Below are 19,704 nucleotides of genomic sequence, written 5' to 3'. Positions count from 1 at the left end.
CTCGTTTTTTATCCTTTTTAGTATTAATCACAGCAGCATAATGAAACACATTAGAAACTTCTCGATTATTGCCCATATTGACCATGGGAAATCCACCCTATCAGATCGCCTTATTCAAGTGTGTGGAGGTCTTAGCGACCGTGAAATGGCTGCACAGGTTCTTGATTCTATGGATCTTGAACGTGAACGTGGCATTACTATTAAAGCCCAAAGTGTGACGCTTGATTATCACGCTAAAGACGGCAACACCTACCAGCTTAACTTCATTGATACCCCAGGGCACGTCGACTTCTCCTACGAAGTATCGCGTTCACTTGCGGCCTGTGAAGGGGCGTTATTGGTGGTCGATGCAGGACAAGGCGTTGAAGCCCAGACATTGGCCAACTGCTATACCGCATTAGAAATGAATTTGGACGTAGTGCCAGTTCTGAATAAAATTGACTTACCTCAAGCCGAGCCTGAACGTGTAGCACTCGAAATTGAAGACATTGTTGGCATTGAAGCCATTAATGCCGTGCGCTGCTCAGCCAAAACCGGTATCGGCGTTGAAGATGTATTAGAAGAAATCGTCGCTAAAATTCCGCCGCCAGTAGGTGATGAAACTGCGCCTTTACAGGCCCTTATTATCGACTCTTGGTTCGATGCATATTTAGGGGTTGTATCGTTAGTGCGCATTAAGCACGGCGTGCTCAAAAAAGGCGAAAAGTTTAAAGTGATGTCCACAGGGCAGAACTATAACGCCGATCGCGTGGGTATTTTCACCCCGAAAGAAAAAGATAAGTTAGAGCTTCGTGCTGGTGAAGTGGGTTATGTGATTTCAGGTATTAAAGAAATTCACGGCGCGCCCGTGGGCGATACCTTGACTCATGCTAAGCATGGCGCCGACAAGCCATTACCTGGCTTTAAAAAGGTGAAACCTCAGGTTTATGCCGGTGTTTTCCCTATTTCTACCGATGAATATGAGAACTTCCGTGATGCACTTAATAAATTAAGTCTTAACGATGCGTCATTATTCTTCGAGCCAGAAACCTCAAGCGCGTTAGGTTTTGGTTTCCGTATCGGCTATTTAGGCCTGCTACACATGGAGATCGTTCAAGAGCGTCTAGAGCGTGAATACAATCTTGATTTGATCACCACAGCGCCTACGGTTGTTTATGAAGTGGTAATGACTAATGGGGATATCGTTTACGTCGATAATCCATCAGACTTACCTGCACTAAACAATATTGACGAAATTCATGAGCCTATCGTTGAAGCTAATATTTTGGTGCCAAAAGAATACTTAGGTAACGTGATTACCTTATGTATTGAAAAGCGTGGCTCACAAACCAATATGGTGTATCACGGCAACCAAGTGGCAGTGACTTATCACTTGCCAATGGCTGAAGTGGTTATGGACTTCTTCGACCGACTTAAGTCCACGAGTCGTGGTTATGCGTCTTTAGAATATAACTTTATTCGATTCGATCCCGCTGACATGGTGCGCTTAGACATCTTGATCAACGGCGACAGAGTCGATGCGCTAGCTATGATTATTCACCGCAGCAACATTCGTCACCGTGGTTTAGCCTTAGTTGAAAAAATGAAAGAGCTCATTCCAAGACAGATGTTCGATATTGCTATTCAGGCCGCCGTAGGCAGTCAGATCATCGCCCGTTCTACCATTAAAGCGCTGCGTAAAGACGTAACGGCTAAATGTTATGGCGGCGACGTTTCTCGTAAGAAGAAACTGTTGAATAAGCAGAAAGAAGGTAAGAAGCGCATGAAGCAAGTGGGCAATGTGGAAGTGCCACAGGAAGCCTTCTTAGCGGTATTGAAACTAAACGATTAATTGTCCCGGCTTAAATATGCATGCACTTAAGCCGTCGCAATCGAATCAATCGCCTTGTTGTATTAACGCCGCACTATGCGGCGTTATCTTTGGCAGTCGTTTAGCCGATTGCTGTTAAAGGCGTTATCGCTATACTTTGTAACAGTTTAATCTTGAGAACTTAGGTGAAAAACGATACTTTTCGTCATCTTAGCCTAGCAACCATTAACCGTTAATATGGCGTTAAGATGTACTATTTTCTTCGTCAGCAATATTTATTTAAGGCAGGAGTTTAATCAGTAATGGCAGCCTATTTTTCCCTTATTTTAGTGCTCATCACGCTAACCACCGGCATTATTTGGTTAATCGATGCGAGCATGTTCGCCCCTAAGCGCCGCGAAAAATTAGCCTTAGTGCAGGCGGGTAATGCACAGTTGTCCGATGAAGACATAGATAAAATCATCCGTGAACCCGCCTTGGTTGAAACGGCGCATTCGGTATTTCCAGTTATTGCCTTCGTACTTATATTGCGCTCGTTTATTTATGAGCCATTTCAAATACCCTCAGGCTCCATGATGCCAACCTTATTGGTGGGGGATTTTATCCTGGTTGAAAAGTTCAGCTATGGGCTTAGGGATCCTGTATGGCGCTCTAAACTGGTTGAAACCGGTGAGCCAGAGCGTGGTGATGTGTTTGTGTTTAAGTATCCACAAGAGCCAAAAGTGGATTACATCAAGCGCGTTATCGGTTTACCTGGTGATAAAATAATCTATAAAAACAAAGGGCTTATCATAGAGCCTGCCTGTAATGGCCAGCTAGCCTGCCCAGAGCCTATGATTATCGACATGTTAGAAGTTAACCGTGGTCAATTTAATCAAGCCGGTGTGGCGTTAACCCGCTTAACTGAGCAGCTGGATGGCGTTGAGCATGACGTATTAATTAATCCATCAAAGCCTGATTACAGTGCTCACTTTTACCCACAGCCAGGGCTTAACCGTGGTGAGTTTTTAGTGCCTGATGGCATGTACTTCGCCATGGGTGATAACAGAGATAACAGCACAGACAGCCGTTTCTGGGGATTTGTTCCTGAAGAAAATCTAGTGGGAAAGGCAGTTGCTATTTGGATTAGTTTTGAATTTGATCGTAGCCCCAGTTCTTGGTTGCCCACTTGGGTACCGACTGGGGTACGTTTTGACAGAGTAGGTGGGATTCAGTAATGGAACCTGTAAAAAATTTAGCGCGTTTAAGCCGCACCTTAGGCTATGAATTTACGAATCAAGAGTTATTAGTACAAGCATTAACCCATCGCAGTGCTGCCAATAAGCATAACGAAAGGTTGGAGTTTTTGGGCGATTCTATTCTTTCCATCGTGATTTCAGATGCCCTATATCATCAGTTTCCTAAGGCGACGGAAGGTGATCTGAGCCGGATGCGCGCCACCTTAGTGAAAGGTGAAACCTTAACCTTAATCGCCAAAGAGTTTAAGCTAGGGGATTACTTGTTCTTAGGGCCAGGAGAGCTTAAAAGCGGCGGTTTTAGACGTGAGTCCATCCTTGCCGATGCGGTTGAAGCCATTATCGGCGCGGTTTATTTAGATGCCAATATGCAAGCTTGCGAAACATTACTGCTAAGCTGGTATAAGGTGCGTTTAGACGAAATCAAGCCTGGGATAAATCAAAAAGATCCTAAGACTATTTTGCAAGAATACCTACAAGGCTATAAAAAGCCTTTGCCTGATTACCAAGTGGTACAGGTTGATGGTGAAGCGCACGATCAGACATTCACGGTGGAGTGTCGCATACAAGATTTAGATGAAGTGGTCACAGGTGTGGGCAGTTCGAGAAGAAAAGCTGAGCAGCTTGCAGCGGCTCAGATATTGGAGTTAATTAATAAATGACCAAAAAAACAGACTTGCCAGCAAGCGAGGCTCAGCAGCCGAGCTTAGATGAACTCTTGGCAAGGATGAACCAAGCAGCCCCTAAAGCCAAGACGCAATTCGAGGTCACCTATTGTGGCATGGTTGCCATAGTGGGTCGCCCGAACGTGGGCAAATCGACGCTGCTGAATAAGCTCTTGGGTCAGAAGGTGAGTATTACTTCAAAGAAGCCGCAGACCACACGTCACCGCATCATGGGTATTCATACCGATGGCCCAAGCCAAGTGGTCTTCATTGATACGCCAGGTTTACACATAGATGAACAGCGTGCTATCAACCGTTTGATGAACCGCGCTGCGGCCAGTTCTCTTGCCGATGTGTCTATGGTGATATTCGTGGTGGATGCCATGAACTGGACCCCAGACGATGAAATGGTACTGAAGAAAATTGGTTACAGCGACCAAGAACGCAAAGTGGTACTGGCTATCAACAAGGTGGACAACATTAAGGATAAGGAAGCCTTATTCCCTTACCTAAATGAGATAGCAAAGAAGTTTAACTTCGATGAAATTTTACCGATTTCAGCGACCAAGGGCACCAATATCCAGCGCATTTTGGATATGGCACGTGAAAGTTTGCCTGAAGGGGATTTCTACTTCCCAGAAGATTATGTCACCGACCGCTCGCAACGCTTTATGGCCTCTGAGATTGTTCGTGAAAAGCTGATGCGTTTCTTAGGTGATGAATTGCCTTACGATTGCACGGTTGAAATTGAGCAGTTCAAGATGATGGAAAACGGTGTTTATCAGATCAACGCCCTTATCCTGGTTGAGCGTGAAGGTCAGAAACGCATGGTCATAGGCAATAAGGGCGAACGAATTCGTACTATTGCTACTCAAGCCCGCTTGGACATGGAAAACTTATTCGATAATAAGGTGTTCCTTGAAGTTTGGGTCAAAGTGAAATCCGGTTGGGCCGACGATGAACGTGCCCTTCGTAGCCTTGGCTATGGCGAAGATTAACTTTAGCTTGATTGAAAAGGCTGCTTTTGCAGCCTTTTTTTGCTTTTCAAATAAGGGGTAAGCATGCTGCGTGCTTATGTCTTACATCACAGACCCTTTCGTGAGTCTAGCGTTATCCTCAATATGTTGGTGGACGGTATCGGCCGAGTCGATGCCATTACTCGCCTAGGCAGTGGTAAACGCTCCATCAAAAGTATCGTTCAGCCGTTTCAGCCGTTACTGGTGCAATTTAACAACCAAAGCGAACACAAATCCCAGGGTTTGCGTAACATTAAACAGTTAGAAGCCGCAGCCCCTGCGATGCCGTTAGCGGGTGACAGCTTGTATTCAGGCTTTTACCTCAATGAGTTACTGGTGCGTTTATTGTCGGTAGAGCACCAAGGCGAAAGCTTATTTGTTGAATACCATAGAGCCTTGGTGGCACTGGCAGGTGAATTTAACGCCGCCAGCTTGCGTTATTTCGAACTGGCATTGCTAAAAGAGTTAGGTGCGCTGCCTTCGTTAGCCGTGGATGTCCAGGGAGAGCCCTTGCTTGCCACGAGTCATTACCGTTTCCTTGCCGATGAAGGTTTTTTACCCGTATTGCAATCGAGTAGCGGAGCGTTTACGCACAGCAAAGGCGTGCTCGAGGGGGGAATGCTCATTGCTCTTAACGAGCATAAATTAACGGCGTTGCAGCTCAATCAAGCCAAAGGCTTAATGCGTTATCTGTTAACCCCTTTGCTTGGCAATAAGCCATTATTAAGCCGACAATTATTTGCTAATAATAAAGGTAAGCAATCGTAAATAGTCGTTTTCCCCTGCACTTCACAGTACAATGCCAGCAATTTTATCGATAAGTGGCAGTTTAGGAGTGCATCATGAGTGGAATTTTATTAGGCATTAACATAGATCATATCGCCACTTTACGTCAGGCGAGAGGCACCAATTACCCGGATCCTGTCCACGCCGCTGCTGTGGCCGAACACGCTGGCGCCGATGGTATCACTATCCATTTACGTGAAGACCGCCGCCACATTATCGACCGCGATGTGTACTTGCTGGCTAAAACACTAAAAACGCGAATGAACTTTGAGTTTGCCGTGACTGAAGAGATGATTGCCATCGCCTGTGACGTTAAGCCTGCTTATGCCTGCCTAGTACCAGAAAAACGTGAAGAACTGACCACTGAAGGTGGCTTAGATGTGGCAGGGCAAATGGATAAGATAACGGCTGCGGTTAGCCGTCTTGCCGCTCATGGGATTAAGGTGTCGTTATTTATCGATGCCGATGCCACTCAAATAGATGCCGCGGTCGCAACCGGCGCCCCTTATATCGAGATCCATACCGGCTGTTATGCCGATGCTAAGAATGATAGCGAGCAGGCCATGGAGCTTGAGCGTATCACTAAAATGGCCAAATACGCCCACAGTAAAGGCTTAGTGGTTAATGCAGGTCATGGGCTTCATTATCATAACGTTAAGGCCATTGCGGCCATTCCAGAGCTTTATGAGCTAAACATAGGACATGCGGTGATCGCAAGAGCCGCCATCGATGGGTTAGAAACAGCGGTGCGTGACATGAAGCGCTTGATGCTCGAAGGTCGCAGAGGCGAATAATGGCCATAATCGGCATAGGCACAGACATTGTTGAAATAGAGCGCATTCGTGAGCAGCGAGACCGCCTAGGTGACAAGCTCGCCAAGCGAGTATTAACCTTGGATGAGCTGGCGATTTACGCGGCGGTTAACATGCCTGAGCGTTACCTCGCTAAGCGTTTTGCAGCCAAAGAAGCTGCCGCCAAAGCTTTAGGCACAGGCATTGGCCGCGGGGTGTCTTTTCAGCACATTCATATCAGTAATGATGACAATGGTGCGCCCTTAGTGAATTTTACTGATGGTGCCGCCTTAAGGTTGGCACAACTGGGTGGCTGCAAAGGGCACATTTCTATTGCCGATGAGAAACATTACGCTATCGCGACGGTGATCTTAGAGTCATAGTGCGAACAAGCTAAAGTTTGAGGGTGCCATAATGGCGCCCTTTTTATTGAGCGGGAGAAAATAACAGATCATTTTCTTTAACTTGCAGATAGGTTAAGTTAACTTAATAAAAAATAACTAGAAACCGCATAATCGCAAAAACAACAAGGACTCAAGATGAAATCTGCAGTAGAGCAATTAGCGACTTACAAAAGCGTGCATTTAAACCCTAAGAACATCCGCACGCATTTTGTCGGTGTGCCTTTGATCATCTGGTCAGCGTTTTTGATGTTCGGTACCTTAAGGTTTGCATGGCAAGATTATCAAATCAGTGCGGCTATGGTGCTCACCTTAGTGGTGCTGGCCTATTACATGGCACTGCATATGCGTTTGGCCTTAGGGTTAGTATTGTTTATCCTGCCAGTGCTTTACACCTCTGAGCTAGTGGTTCACAGCGAGCATCCGTTCATTATCGCCATTAGTTTGTTCGTTATTGGTTGGGTGATTCAATTCGTGGGGCATAAATATGAAAAAGCCAAGCCCGCCTTTGTCGATGATTTGAATCAATTATTGATAGGACCATTTTTTTTGATGGCAGAAGTGTATTTTATGATGGGTTGGGAGCGAGAGCTTGAAGAGGCCATCACCCCAATCGCCATAGAAAAGCGCCGCGCGTTAGAAGATAAACGCCGCGCTAATGAAAAGCGCTAACTTAATCGATTAACTTGAGATCTTAAGGGTAGAGTTTTTTATTAACTTTTATTAACAGGCCATATCTAGCGATTTATACGCTGAACACAGCGCAATGCATTAATACTAACAAGTACTATTTTATAAAGGTTCAGGATGAAAATTGATACCGCATCACAAGATGATTATTTAGCATTAATTGAAATTTGGGAGAAATCAGTTCGAACTACCCATGACTTTTTACCCGAAGAAAATATAAAAACGCTGAAACCTCTTATTCTCGAGCACTACTTCGATACTGTTGATTTAAGAGTGGCTAAAACTGATAAAGAAGATATTGTCGGTTTTATTGGTGTGGCAGACCACAATATTGAAATGTTATTTATTTCACCAGAATATCGTAATTGCGGCATTGGCTCGTTGCTGCTAAAAAATGCAATTCAATTTCAAGGCGCAACTAAAGTCGATGTCAATGAACAAAACCCTGATGCAACTGGTTTTTATCAGCATTTAGGTTTTAACGTTATAGGGCGCTCTGCACTCGATGGACAAGGTAATCCTTTTCCACTGTTGCACATGGTGTTAGGTGAAATGTAACGAATAAAGATAGCCGCATTCGGGAACGCTGGCAAGACTCGTTTACCGGTCTCTGTTGGCCCCCGTTAGCGAGGTTAGGTACAAAAATATCTCTGGTTTCCATTAATTTAAGGACAAATAAATGACCCACACAATGACCAAAATGCTGTTTACAGGACTCATGCTGGCATCAACTCAAATTCACGCCGCAGACTATGACTTCGAACCGGGTTTATGGGAAACCACTTGGAAAACCGAAATAATAGAATTAGACGCACCGGCTGAAATGGAAAAGTTGATGCGAAGTATGGGCAATAGACCTGTTTACACTGAAACGGAATGCATCAAAGACATCGCTTCTTCATTTGATTCTGAGCGTGACAAGGAAAATGAAGGTGAAGAATGTAAAACCACAACTAATCGGATTAGTGCTAACAAGATGGAATTTGAAACATCATGCACCGCCCCTGGCGAAGTCACTAAGACGGTTGGTGAAATACATTTCAATGGCAAAACCAGCACTGCTAAGCTGGAAATGACCAGCGCTAGCGCCGAAGAGTCAATGAACATCAAGTCTACACTTGTTGGCAATGGGAAATATATTGGCGCTTGCGATTAAGGGGGGAGAAAATGATTGTAGACGTTGTTCCTTATCGTCTTGGGTGGCGAAAGGATTTTGAGATTGAAAAAGAGGTTCTGATTAAATATTTTGGCGTGCACATCTCTGAAATCCACCATATTGGCAGTACCTCAGTTATTGGGCTTGCCGCAAAGCCTATAATTGACATCATTCTTGAAGTTCCTAGTCTCATTAAACTTGATAGCGAGCTAAATATTTTTCAGGGTTTGGGGTATGAAGCCATGGGTGAGTTCGGTATTAGAGGCCGGAGATATTATCGAAAAGGTGGCGACAATAGAACTCACCAGATCCACGCATTTGAAGTTGGTGACGCCAATATAGATAGGCATATCGTTTTTCGAGACTACTTGGCTGCGCACCCTGCCGTAAGGTTAGAGTATCAGGATCTCAAGATCCAGTTAGCTAAGGAATGCGATAATGATATTGACCAATATTGCACTGGTAAAGATAGTTTTGTTAAGCACCATGAAGCAAAAGCACTACAGTGGTTTGCAAAAGTTTAACGTTGATAGCCATTGTTAACTCGCGATAAGTAACAAAGGTGATCTTGGTCATTGGACTCATTGTTCGCGTGGTGCCGTATGCTTACCGGTAAAAAACTCCCTATGGGCTCGGGCGAAGCATCCCTACACCCTAACTCAATAGAGCAACTCGAGCCATTTAGCCCAACACCCTCCCATTAGCATCAGAGTTACCATTTCGATCTGCAATCAGCATATTTATACTTTGTGCATAGAATTTAATGGTGGCACCCATTATTAAATTTCCAATGTTGTTTTTTTAGTCAACTAGTTACACCAATGCTGAAAAGGTGAACCATGAGTGTTTGCGAGACGACCGTCCATCCCATGGACGGGATGTTCGAGCTCCCATGGATGGGTTCACAGCGTGTCGACGAGTGAATGCCATGGTGAGCCTGTATGCAGAAATTTCAGTAACAGGTTTTCAAGCCTTCAGTGATGGGTCTTGATCTTATAGAAACCAGCGTGTCGGAGACTTCTTGTGAAATAAATAGGCCATGGTATGCCTGTATGGCAGAGTTTCAACCTAGTTGATTTATGCCCAAATCGTGTTTTGAATAAGCTCAATTGCTGATCTCGGCCATTGCACTAACGTCCCGAGTGACGTCGTCAACACGTCCCTGTGGGCTCGGGCGCAGCATCCCAGCTGCTCACGCACTCGAGCCATTTAGTCCAACATCCTCTCATTAGAATCAGTGTTACCATTTAGATAAAAAAATCAGCATGTTTGTGTATAGGCATGATGATTAAGTGCTGGCACGTTTTTGCGCCAAAGCTTGTTTGCAAGATGTCCAAACTTCGTTTGGATCAAAGTCGCAGAGTTCCACTCTGCACTGGCCAAGAGGGGAAAACAACAGCATTCTCCCCTCTTGGAACACCCCTGTGCCGCCCGCGAAGTTGTTGATCCTCATCCGACGAAGAAAATACCTAACGGCTCGACGGCACGTCCATGTGCCCAACGAGCCTTAACCATCATCCCTGATAGTTGCACGGTATTTTAATCGTCGTATTTCGGCAACTTCGAGGGTAATGGGTGCAACCTGTGAGAGTACTGTTAGGGTTTACATAAGTATGGGTCTAGATTTTAAGGCTAACAGAAACTCAAATGCTAAGAAGGTGAACCATGAGTGTTTGCGAGAAGACCGTCCATCCCATGGACGGGATGTTCGAGCATCCAAGGACGGACTTGTTGCGTGTCGACGAGTGAATGTCATGGCGAGCCTGTATGCAGAAATTTCAGTGACAGGTTTCAAGCATTCAGCAATTGGTTTTTTCAGGCAAGTTCAGTGTAAATTTTCTAGCTCACTTTTGTCCAAAAATGAGTTGGGCTGTTTATGGAGGAACTAGCCGATTGCAAAGATAGGCTGTAATTATGAAATAAATGGTCCATGGCAAGCTTGTATGCAGATATTTCACTGACAGATTTATAGACGTTCTTGCAGAGTCTTTATACGCGCTAGATCAGAATTTTCGCGGTGGGAGTTTCTCATTACTCATTACCAACGCAGACCAATAAAAAAGGCGCTTAGCGCCTTTTTTATTGGATTAAATAAGCCTAAAGCTTATTCGTCGTTATCGTCTGTGCTGATTGGGGTATGCTTGGTGATAACCCTAACAGACTTAACCATATTGTCGGCCACTTCGATGACTTCAACAAAATAGCCTGACAGCATTAAGCTGGTGTTGGCGGCTGGGATATCTTCTAAGTGCTCGATGATAAGACCGTTTAGTGTCTTAGGGCCATCAATAGGGAAGTCCCATTTCATTTCTTTATTGAGATCGCGAATGTTAATCGTCGCATCTATCACGTAGCTGCCATCTTGCTGGATATTAATGTCTTCGCTGGCAGTAGTCACCATAGAGGTGGTGAAGTCACCGACGATTTCTTCAAGAATATCCTCAAGTGTCACTAAGCCCTGAATGTCACCATATTCATCGACCACAAGGCCGATGCGCTCTTTGTTTTGCTGGAAGTTAGTCAGCTGGACGTTAAGTGGCGTGCCTTCAGGAATGAAGTACAGCTCTTTCACTGCCCGCAATAAGGTGGATTTACTGAACTGCTCTTTAGACTGTAAGCGTAATGCGTCACGTAAGTGAATAAAACCAACGGCATCGTCTATGGTGTCACGGTAAACCAGCACGCGAGTATGGGGACTTTGCACCACTAAACGGTTGATGAGCTTAAAGTCATCGTTGACGTTGATGGCGTAAATGTCAGAGCGTGAAATCATGATGTCTTCCACTGTCACTTTTTCAAGGTCGAGGATAGATAGCAGCATCTCTTGGTGACGCTGGGGAATAAGTGCGCCAGCCTCATGGACCACAGTACGCAATTCTTCTTGGCTCAATGCATCATTGGTGCGAACATTTTTAATCCCCATCAGGCGCAAAAAGCCAGTGGTGATTAAATTGATGATTTTCACCAGCGGCGATAACAAGATCAACAACCAACCCAGCAAGATGCTGGACGGGAAAGCAATGCGTTCAGGATGCAGCGCAGCAAAGGTTTTTGGGGTCACTTCGGCAAATACCAGTACTACTAGCGTTAGCACACCTGTGGCGATAGCCACACCCATATCGCCAAATAAGCGCATACCTATGATGGTGGCTATGGCTGAGGCCAAGATATTGACTAGGTTGTTACCGATGAGAATAAGGCCAATCAATCTGTCCGGACGGTCGAGCAGTTTAAGTGCTCGTATAGCGCCTTTGTGCCCAGTGGCAGCAAGGTGGCGGATCCGATAGCGGTTGAGTGACATCATTGCGGTTTCTGAACCAGAAAAATAAGCTGACATCAGAATTAATGCGAATAAGAAAAGAAGGAGTGCGCTGGTAGATATAGCGTCCAAAAAGGGGCTCCATTGTTAGAGTGGAGGTCATAAAGTTGACCTAAACGTAGTTTTCAATCGGACATTATTAATGACTGACTCCCAGAGTCAAGCAAGATTAATCAAGTATCCGAAAGTAAATTAAATGTTTACTTTAAAATCAGTTCCTTAACAACTCTCGCACCGAAATAGCCTATGGTCAATAATCCGGCTCCCGAGAGGGTATAAAGCACTGCGGTACGAATTTTACAGCCTAAGGTGTAATGTTGCCATAGCATGATGGCATACACGGACCAGGCGAGCAGAGACAATATGGCTTTATGGCCTTTGCCGTCGACAAACATGTCGTCGAGGAAGATAAAGCCTGTGATGAGAGATAAGCTCAATAAGCTCATGCCAATAATCACTAAGTGATACAGTTGTTTCTCGACTGTCATCAGTGGCGGCAAGGCAGAGCTGATGACTAATTGCTTGGATTTAAGTTTTTGCTGAATAAACCACAGCTGAATGGCATATAAGGCGGCAATCATCAAGGCACTATAGGCCATGAGTGACAGCACCACATGACCTAAAATCTCGGGATAGAGTTCAAAATGGGTGATGTACTGCGGTGGCAGCAACCACAACAGCGCGACAGAGATAATGGAACAGGCGTACACCACAGGCACGACTATGATGACTTTTAGCCGCAGTAGCAGCACAGTGAAGGTGAAGGCAATGATCCAGTTCACAAGGGAAATGACATTGGTCAGGCTGAAGTTTTGCCCATCAGTAGTAAAAATGGCTTGTGATAGGGCGAAGGCGTGAAACAGCACGGCAACCGCAGCCATGGCAGCCACGGTAGGGCGATTAGGGCCGCTGACATGAAATAAACGGCTGGTGACTAAAATAAGTGCTGCACAGTAAAAAAACATCGCTACTGCAGGAAAAATAACCATCTGATTTTTAAACCTATCGCTAAAGTAATTTATGAGGTCAAGGGAGTGAGCTTTCCCCTGTTTGATATGCTATCCCTCAGGGTAGCATGAGTCAGCTCGGCTTTGACTGTGACCAGTAACACAAAATTTAACAGTATCTTAGCCTAAGCTCCAAGCTTATTTACTCAATTTTTCAGCCAAGTCGCTAACTTGTGACCATGGGATCAATTTTTAAGCCTAGTGATCCCCGTCATTTCCCCCCAGCTTACTGTGCCGGAAACTCGCTTATTAAACCTATATGAGTATAATGAGCGGCAATTATTGATACGCTTAAGGTAAAGAGCTGAGCAATGTTTGAGAATCTAACCGACAGACTGTCGCGGACCCTAAAGAACATTAGTGGTCGTGGTCGCTTAACTGACGACAACATTAAAGAAACCCTACGAGAAGTGCGCATGGCGCTGCTCGAGGCTGACGTTGCTCTGCCAGTTGTCAGAGAATTCGTTAATAGCGTGAAAGAGCGCGCCGTTGGCCAAGAAGTATCTAAAAGCTTAAGTCCGGGTCAAGCCTTCATTAAAATCGTTCAGAGTGAGCTTGAAAAAGCCATGGGCGAGTCTAATGAAGCATTAGATTTAGCGGCAATACCGCCAGCTGTGATCATGATGGCTGGTCTGCAGGGGGCGGGTAAAACCACCTCTGTGGCCAAACTGGGTAAATTACTGCGCACTCGCCATAAGAAATCAGTACTTGTGGTCAGCGCCGACGTGTATCGCCCCGCGGCAATTAAACAGCTTGAAACCTTAGCCGCAGAAGTCGAGGTCGAATTTTTCCCATCGGATGTCAGCCAGAAGCCGCTCGATATCGCCAAGGCTGCCATTGCACATGCCAAGCTTAAGTTCATCGATGTGGTAATTGTCGATACAGCAGGTCGCCTGCATGTCGATGAAGCCATGATGGATGAAATCAAGCAGCTACACGCCAGCATTAATCCGGTTGAGACCTTATTTGTGGTCGATGCCATGACAGGTCAAGATGCGGCCAATACGGCTAAAGCCTTCAACGAAGCCTTGCCTTTAACCGGCGTTATCTTAACTAAGGTTGACGGCGATGCTCGCGGCGGCGCGGCGTTATCTATCCGTAATATCACTGGTAAGCCGATTAAGTTCTTAGGTGTGGGCGAAAAGACTGATGCCCTAGAGCCTTTTCATCCTGATCGCATCGCATCACGCATTTTGGGTATGGGTGATGTGCTGTCACTGATAGAAGAAGTGGAGCGCGGTGTCGATAAAGACAAAGCGATGAAGCTGGCCTCTAAGGTGAAGTCTGGCGGTAGCTTCGATTTAGAAGATTTCCGCGAGCAGCTGCAGCAAATGAAAAACATGGGCGGCATGATGAACATGATTGAAAAGCTGCCTGGTGTAGGCCAGTTGCCCCCAGAAGCCTTAGCCCAAGTCCAAGACGGCAAGATGACAGGTCAAATGGAAGCCATTATTAACTCCATGACGGCCAAGGAACGTAAAAACCCAGATTTAATCAAAGGCTCACGCAAACGCCGTATCGCCTTAGGTTCTGGCACGCAAATTCAAGATGTGAATCGTCTACTTAAGCAGTTTACACAGATGCAAAAGATGATGAAGAAGATGTCGGCTAAAGGCGGCATGAAGAAGATGATGCGCGGCATGAGCGGCATGATGCCACCAGGAATGAAATTCCCAGGGCGTTAATCAGATTGAGGTTAATCTTATTGAGTGAGCAAGCTCGGTAAGACAGTTTTTAAGGCTAGTGTGCAGCTGATTGAGTCAGTTAAGTTACACATTAGCTTGATAATTTTCGTCGGAGAACTGAACTTGATATCAAGGAGCCACTCAAGTCTTAGGCGTAAAAATCGCCGGATTTGGTTGCATTCGTTGAAAAGTCAGGTAAAATCTTCCGGCTTTCTTTCTGGAACTCTTCGCGAACACGGAGTTCCAGTTTTTATTTTTGCTTAAAGCAAATCATTAGAGGAATAAAACGCATGGTTACCATTCGTTTAGCTCGTGGCGGCGCAAAAAAGCGTCCATTTTACAATATCGTTGTTGCTGATAGCCGCAATGCTCGTGACGGTCGTTTCATCGAACGTGTTGGTTTTTTCAATCCATTGGCTCGTGGCCAAGAAGAAACTTTACGTTTAGATCTTGATCGTGTTGAGCATTGGGTTGCTACTGGCGCTGCAACATCTGACCGTGTTGCAAAGCTTATCAAAGACGCGCGTAAAGCTACTGCTTAATTGCGTAAAAGGTATAGATAGATGAGCGATAACCAACAGCCAGTCGTACTGGGTAAATTAGGCTCCAGTCATGGCATTAAAGGTTGGCTTAAAATCACTGCCTATACCGATTCTGTTGAAGGCATCTTCGATTACGTGCCTTGGTTGATTAAAGATCAAGGCGTGTGGCGTGAAGTTAAGGTCACCCAGTGGCGTTTTCAAGGTAAGGCTGTCGTGGCTGAACTTGAGGGCGTAACCACCAGAGAACAGGCGCAAATGCTCACAAATTGTGAAATTGCGATCCTGCCTGAACAAATGAAAGAGCTCGATGATAATGATTTTTATCACAGGGATCTTATCGGCTGTGAAGTGACCAATGTAAACGGCTATAACTTAGGTATTGTCGATCAGATCGTGGAAACAGGATCGAACGACGTACTGCTGGTTAAGGCTAACGCCAAAGATGCATTTGGCAAAGTGGAACGTATGATCCCCTTTGTCACCGAGCAATTCATCAAACAGGTGGACTTGCAAGGTAAACAGATTGTTGTGGATTGGGATCCTGACTTCTAAGTCGAGGTACTGCATATGTGGTTAGGGGTAATAACCCTGTTTCCAGAGATGTTTCGTGCTGTTACAGACTTTGGTGTTACGGGTCGCGCCGTGAAAAACGGCCTGCTTGAGTTGCACACCTGGAATCCTCGTGATTTCACCCATGATAGACACAGTACTGTGGATGACCGCCCTTATGGTGGTGGCCCGGGAATGTTAATGATGGTGCAACCTTTGCGTGATGCTATTCATGCAGCCAAAGCGGCTGCGGGTGATGGTGCGAAAGTGATTTATTTGTCTCCTCAGGGGCGCAAGCTGGATCAGCATGGCGTGACTGAGTTGGCTAAATCAGACAGTTTGATTCTAGTGTGTGGTCGATACGAAGGTGTCGATGAGCGCATTATCCAAACTGAAGTGGATGAAGAATGGTCTATTGGTGATTACGTGCTTTCGGGCGGCGAGTTACCGGCAATGACCTTAATCGATTCAGTGGCACGCTTAGTACCTGGTGTACTGGGCAAGCAAGCATCGGCAGAGCAAGATTCTTTCTCTGAAGGTTTACTGGATTGTCCTCATTACACTCGCCCAGAACAATTGGATGGTATGGACGTACCGGCAGTCTTATTAAGCGGCGACCACGAAAAAATTAGACTCTGGCGTTTACAGCAAAGTATCGGAAGAACTTTTTTGAGACGACCAGAATTATTTGAAAATCTAGCTCTGACTGACGAACAAACGACTTTATTAGCGCAGTTCGTAAATGATACGGACAAGTCCGCATAGTCAACGCTCAGTTAATTCTAGAACGGAGTAAGTTATGAACAACATCATTAAAATGCTCAACGATGAGCAAATGAAGACAGACGTACCTGATTTTGGTGCTGGTGATACAGTAGTAGTTCAAGTACGCGTTAAAGAAGGTGAGAAAGAGCGTCTTCAGGCGTTTGAAGGTTTGGTTATCGCTAAGCGTAACCGTGGCCTGCACTCAGCTTTCACAGTACGTAAAATCTCTAATGGCGAAGGTGTTGAGCGTGCTTTCCAAACACACAGCCCTTTGATTGCAAGCATCGAAGTTAAGCGTCGCGGCCGTGTTCGTCGTGCCAAGCTGTACTACTTACGTGAGCGTTCAGGTAAATCTGCACGTATTCGTGAGAAGTTGGGAACTAAGTAATAGTTACCACTACAGATTAAAAGATGCAGTGTTCGCACAACAACCCGCCGAAAGGCGGGTTTTTGTTTGTGGGGAGAAATATGTAACCAAGTGTTGATCTTATCCCATGATGCAGGCATAGTGGGCTCTCGATTGTAATGGTGTATCATTACAAAAATACAGTGAAGTTTATTAGCCTTAAGCGAGCCAAGCCATGCAACAAGATACCATCAATAACGTCCATATCAGTGCCGAGCAAGTATTAACCACACCGTTGCAATTGAAGCAAGAACTGCCGTTATCTGAGCATGGCTATCGCTATATTCTTTCTGCCCGTCAGACTGTGGCTAACATAGTGCATAAGCAAGATAATCGAGTGCTTGTGATTGCTGGCCCTTGTTCTATTCATGATATCAAGGCTGCGAAAGAATACGCCTTAAAGCTCAAAAAACTTCATGATGAGCTTAAGGATGAGTTTTATATCCTAATGCGAGTCTACTTCGAGAAACCCCGCACTACCGTAGGCTGGAAGGGCTTAATTAACGATCCCGATATGGATGAGTCGTTCGATGTAGAAAAAGGCCTAAGAATGGCTCGTGAGTTGATGATTTGGCTCGCTGAGCTGGAACTACCGGTAGCCACGGAGGCGCTCGATCCTATCAGTCCACAATACTTGTCTGAGTTAGTGACTTGGTCAGCCATAGGTGCTCGCACCACGGAATCTCAGACCCACAGAGAGATGGCGTCTGGGCTTTCAATGCCAGTCGGCTTTAAAAATGGCACAGATGGCAAGCTTGATGTGGCCATCAATGCGCTTAAGTCCGCAGCCAGTAGTCACAGATTCATGGGCATTAACCAAGAAGGCCAAGTGTCCTTATTACAAACTAATGGCAATCCAGATGGACACATTATTCTGCGCGGCGGCCTAACCCCTAATTATGATGCTGCGAGTGTGGCTGAGTGCGAAGCACAAATTCATAAGGCTAATTTGCCAGCACGCTTAGTTGTCGATTGCAGTCATGGCAATTCATCAAAAGATCATTTAAGGCAACAAGCTGTGTGCGCGAATGTGTTTGAACAAATTAGCGACGGTAATCAATCAATTATCGGCGTGATGTTGGAGAGTAATTTACAGCAAGGCAATCAAAGTAGTGACAAGCCATTAGCCGAGCTTAAGTACGGTGTATCGGTAACAGATGCTTGTATCGATTGGCAAACTACAGAGGTGATTTTGCGCCAAGGGGCGCATGAGTTATCTGCGGTCCTGCCAAGCCGTTTTACTATTAAACAGGCGGTAAATAGCTAAATGGATCAACCAATGAATGAGAAAACCACAGCAGAACTTGAGCACTTAAGGGATCTTATCGATGGCGTGGATCAGCAGTTACTGTTATTGCTGCGTAAGCGATTAGATTTAGTCGCCCAAGTGGGGGTGGTGAAACATGGTGCTGGCGTGCCTATCTATGCGCCGCATCGTGAAGCTTCAATGCTTGCTAAACGCCGTGATGAAGCCGCAAAGCTTGGGATATCGCCGCAACTCATCGAAGATGTGTTGCGCCGTTTGATGCGTGAGTCTTATTTGAATGAAAAAGAGGTGGGTTTTAAGCAAGTTAAACCTGACAGCGGCCATATTGTCATCGTGGGAGGGGCCGGTAAGTTAGGTGCGCTTTTTAGTCAAATGCTGAGCTTGTCCGGTTATCAAGTTAAAAGCTTAGATAAAGACGACTGGCAACAAGCGAAGGCACTGTTTAGTGGTGCGGCTATGGTGATAGTCTCAGTGCCCATTAGCCTGACTTGTGCGCTTATTCGTCGTGAATTAAGCCAGCTGCCAGCAGATTGTATACTTACAGATCTGACATCAGTTAAGGCAGAGCCACTGCGAGCTATGCTAGATGCTCATAGTGGACCTGTTCTTGGGCTACACCCCATGTTTGGCCCCGATGTCGGCAGCTTTGCTAAACAGGTCGTGGTTGTCTGCCACGGGCGCCAACAGGATAAATATCAATGGTTTTTAGATCAAATCGCTATCTGGGGGGCGCGGATTGAAATTACCGATGCAAAAAATCATGATGAAGCCATGCAACTCGTTCAAGCAATGCGGCATTTCTCAAGTTTTGTTTACGGATTGAATCTATTCAAGAATAACGCCGATATCGCCAACTTACTGCGTTTTAGCTCACCGATTTATCGACTCGAGCTTGCTATGGTGGGACGTTTATTCGCTCAAGCCCCTGAGTTATACGCCGATATAATATTAGCGCAACCTGGAAATGTTCAGCTGATGAGTGATTATCTGCAGCATTATCAACATGCATTGGAGACCTTAAAGCGCGGAGATAGAGATGAATTTATTCGGCAGTTTAGTCAGGTGTCCACTTGGTTTGGGGATTATGCCCCCGCATTTGCTCGAGAGAGTGGCATGATGTTAGAGTCTGTCAATGATATGAAACCAAGGGAATAGCCATTGAGGATAAATTAAACCCCCTCATTGCGTTATTGGCTTTCGCGGCTTATGGTTAAATTATCAAGCAATAAATACGTTAGTGAATTTAGTGGTTCAATCGATTAGGGGGTCTTATGTCTGCAAGTAACGCTGACGTGTATTTGACAGAGGATGTTACCCTTGCGCACTTCCTTTATGGGTTAATGAGTGCATTTCCCTTGTTTTTTATGCCTGTGATGCTGAGTTTTTGGCTTAATGTGAGCCAAAAGCAAGTGCCACAAGCCTCGCTGCTCGCCGCACATTTAAACTGGCAAAGACACAGCATCATTGGAGTGCTGCCTTTGCTTGTGCTGGGTTATGTTGCGCCGCAGCTGTGGATGAGCCTAGTATGCTACACGGTAGCGATAAGCTGGTTCTGTTATCGTATCTTCAAAGGTTGGTTAAGTTTACATGATGGAATAGCGCCTTAAGCAATTG

The 19,704-nt window shown here is 45.4% G+C and carries 21 protein-coding genes; 19 read left to right on the top strand and 2 right to left on the bottom strand.

Annotated features, from left to right (window positions below; translation table 11 throughout):
• Window positions 1-40 precede the first annotated feature (40 nt).
• The 11 genes from lepA (at window position 41) to SDEN_RS14335 (ending at window position 9,074) form a co-directional block, all read left to right on the top strand.
• Window positions 41-1,831, top strand: coding sequence for a translation elongation factor 4 (lepA, locus tag SDEN_RS14385; protein ID WP_011497197.1), 1,791 nt, complete (start codon window positions 41-43; stop codon window positions 1,829-1,831).
• A 281-nt stretch (window positions 1,832-2,112) separates the two neighbouring features.
• On the top strand, window positions 2,113-3,027 hold the full coding sequence (gene lepB / locus SDEN_RS14380) for a signal peptidase I (protein ID WP_011497196.1): 915 nt from the start codon (window positions 2,113-2,115) through the stop codon (window positions 3,025-3,027).
• A complete protein-coding gene (gene rnc, locus SDEN_RS14375) occupies window positions 3,027-3,707 on the top strand; it encodes a ribonuclease III (protein ID WP_011497195.1) in 681 nt (226 codons plus the stop codon). The genes lepB and rnc overlap by 1 nt, the downstream gene beginning before the upstream one ends.
• On the top strand, window positions 3,704-4,708 hold the full coding sequence (gene era, locus SDEN_RS14370) for a GTPase Era (protein WP_011497194.1): 1,005 nt from the start codon (window positions 3,704-3,706) through the stop codon (window positions 4,706-4,708). The genes rnc and era overlap by 4 nt, the downstream gene beginning before the upstream one ends.
• Before the next feature lie 63 nt (window positions 4,709-4,771).
• The gene (locus SDEN_RS14365) at window positions 4,772-5,494 is read left to right on the top strand and encodes a DNA repair protein RecO (RefSeq protein WP_011497193.1); all 723 of its coding nucleotides are present in this window, start codon (window positions 4,772-4,774) and stop codon (window positions 5,492-5,494) included.
• A gap of 74 nt (window positions 5,495-5,568) precedes the next feature.
• On the top strand, window positions 5,569-6,306 hold the full coding sequence (gene pdxJ / locus SDEN_RS14360; RefSeq protein ID WP_011497192.1) for a pyridoxine 5'-phosphate synthase: 738 nt from the start codon (window positions 5,569-5,571) through the stop codon (window positions 6,304-6,306).
• Window positions 6,306-6,686 carry a holo-ACP synthase gene (gene acpS / locus SDEN_RS14355; RefSeq protein ID WP_011497191.1) on the top strand — a complete coding sequence of 127 codons (381 nt, stop codon included), beginning with the start codon at window positions 6,306-6,308 and terminating at the stop codon, window positions 6,684-6,686. The genes pdxJ and acpS overlap by 1 nt, the downstream gene beginning before the upstream one ends.
• Window positions 6,687-6,842: 156 nt before the next feature.
• Complete coding sequence (locus SDEN_RS14350) at window positions 6,843-7,376, top strand: DUF962 domain-containing protein (RefSeq protein WP_011497190.1); 534 nt, start codon at window positions 6,843-6,845, stop codon at window positions 7,374-7,376.
• 135 nt (window positions 7,377-7,511) lie between these two features.
• Window positions 7,512-7,952, top strand: coding sequence for an acetyltransferase (locus SDEN_RS14345; protein ID WP_011497189.1), 441 nt, complete (start codon window positions 7,512-7,514; stop codon window positions 7,950-7,952).
• Between the two features lie 121 nt (window positions 7,953-8,073).
• Window positions 8,074-8,550, top strand: coding sequence for a DUF3617 domain-containing protein (locus SDEN_RS14340; protein WP_011497188.1), 477 nt, complete (start codon window positions 8,074-8,076; stop codon window positions 8,548-8,550).
• Window positions 8,551-8,561: 11 nt separating this feature from the next.
• A complete protein-coding gene (locus tag SDEN_RS14335) occupies window positions 8,562-9,074 on the top strand; it encodes a GrpB family protein (RefSeq protein WP_011497187.1) in 513 nt (170 codons plus the stop codon).
• A gap of 1,580 nt (window positions 9,075-10,654) precedes the next feature.
• On the opposite strand, the gene SDEN_RS14330 is transcribed toward SDEN_RS14335, so the two are convergent.
• Complete coding sequence (locus SDEN_RS14330; RefSeq protein WP_011497186.1) at window positions 10,655-11,941, bottom strand: HlyC/CorC family transporter; 1,287 nt, start codon at window positions 11,939-11,941, stop codon at window positions 10,655-10,657.
• A gap of 128 nt (window positions 11,942-12,069) precedes the next feature.
• A complete protein-coding gene (locus SDEN_RS14325) occupies window positions 12,070-12,858 on the bottom strand; it encodes a cytochrome C assembly family protein (RefSeq protein WP_011497185.1) in 789 nt (262 codons plus the stop codon).
• Between the two features lie 329 nt (window positions 12,859-13,187).
• On the opposite strand from SDEN_RS14325, the gene ffh reads away from it, so the two are divergent.
• From ffh to SDEN_RS14285, 8 genes are all read left to right on the top strand, one after another.
• Window positions 13,188-14,561 (top strand): signal recognition particle protein, encoded by a 1,374-nt coding sequence (gene ffh, locus SDEN_RS14320; protein ID WP_011497184.1) that lies wholly within the window; start codon window positions 13,188-13,190, stop codon window positions 14,559-14,561.
• Between the two features lie 290 nt (window positions 14,562-14,851).
• Window positions 14,852-15,103, top strand: a complete 252-nt coding sequence (gene rpsP, locus SDEN_RS14315) for a 30S ribosomal protein S16 (protein ID WP_011497183.1) — start codon at window positions 14,852-14,854, stop codon at window positions 15,101-15,103.
• A 21-nt stretch (window positions 15,104-15,124) separates the two neighbouring features.
• Window positions 15,125-15,655 carry a ribosome maturation factor RimM gene (gene rimM / locus SDEN_RS14310; protein WP_011497182.1) on the top strand — a complete coding sequence of 177 codons (531 nt, stop codon included), beginning with the start codon at window positions 15,125-15,127 and terminating at the stop codon, window positions 15,653-15,655.
• Between the two features lie 15 nt (window positions 15,656-15,670).
• Window positions 15,671-16,417, top strand: coding sequence for a tRNA (guanosine(37)-N1)-methyltransferase TrmD (gene trmD, locus SDEN_RS14305; protein WP_011497181.1), 747 nt, complete (start codon window positions 15,671-15,673; stop codon window positions 16,415-16,417).
• Between the two features lie 34 nt (window positions 16,418-16,451).
• A complete protein-coding gene (gene rplS, locus SDEN_RS14300; RefSeq protein WP_011497180.1) occupies window positions 16,452-16,805 on the top strand; it encodes a 50S ribosomal protein L19 in 354 nt (117 codons plus the stop codon).
• A gap of 193 nt (window positions 16,806-16,998) precedes the next feature.
• On the top strand, window positions 16,999-18,090 hold the full coding sequence (locus tag SDEN_RS14295) for a 3-deoxy-7-phosphoheptulonate synthase (RefSeq protein WP_011497179.1): 1,092 nt from the start codon (window positions 16,999-17,001) through the stop codon (window positions 18,088-18,090).
• A gap of 12 nt (window positions 18,091-18,102) precedes the next feature.
• Window positions 18,103-19,245, top strand: a complete 1,143-nt coding sequence (gene tyrA, locus SDEN_RS14290) for a bifunctional chorismate mutase/prephenate dehydrogenase (RefSeq protein ID WP_041405825.1) — start codon at window positions 18,103-18,105, stop codon at window positions 19,243-19,245.
• Between the two features lie 116 nt (window positions 19,246-19,361).
• Window positions 19,362-19,697 carry a hypothetical protein gene (locus SDEN_RS14285; protein WP_011497177.1) on the top strand — a complete coding sequence of 112 codons (336 nt, stop codon included), beginning with the start codon at window positions 19,362-19,364 and terminating at the stop codon, window positions 19,695-19,697.
• Window positions 19,698-19,704 lie beyond the last annotated feature (7 nt).

Origin of the sequence: Shewanella denitrificans OS217 (genome assembly GCF_000013765.1) — a bacterium.
GTDB classification, from domain to species: domain Bacteria; phylum Pseudomonadota; class Gammaproteobacteria; order Enterobacterales; family Shewanellaceae; genus Shewanella; species Shewanella denitrificans.
The sequence above is the reverse complement of the archived record's forward strand: the minus strand, read 5'-3'. Positions and strand labels throughout refer to the sequence as shown.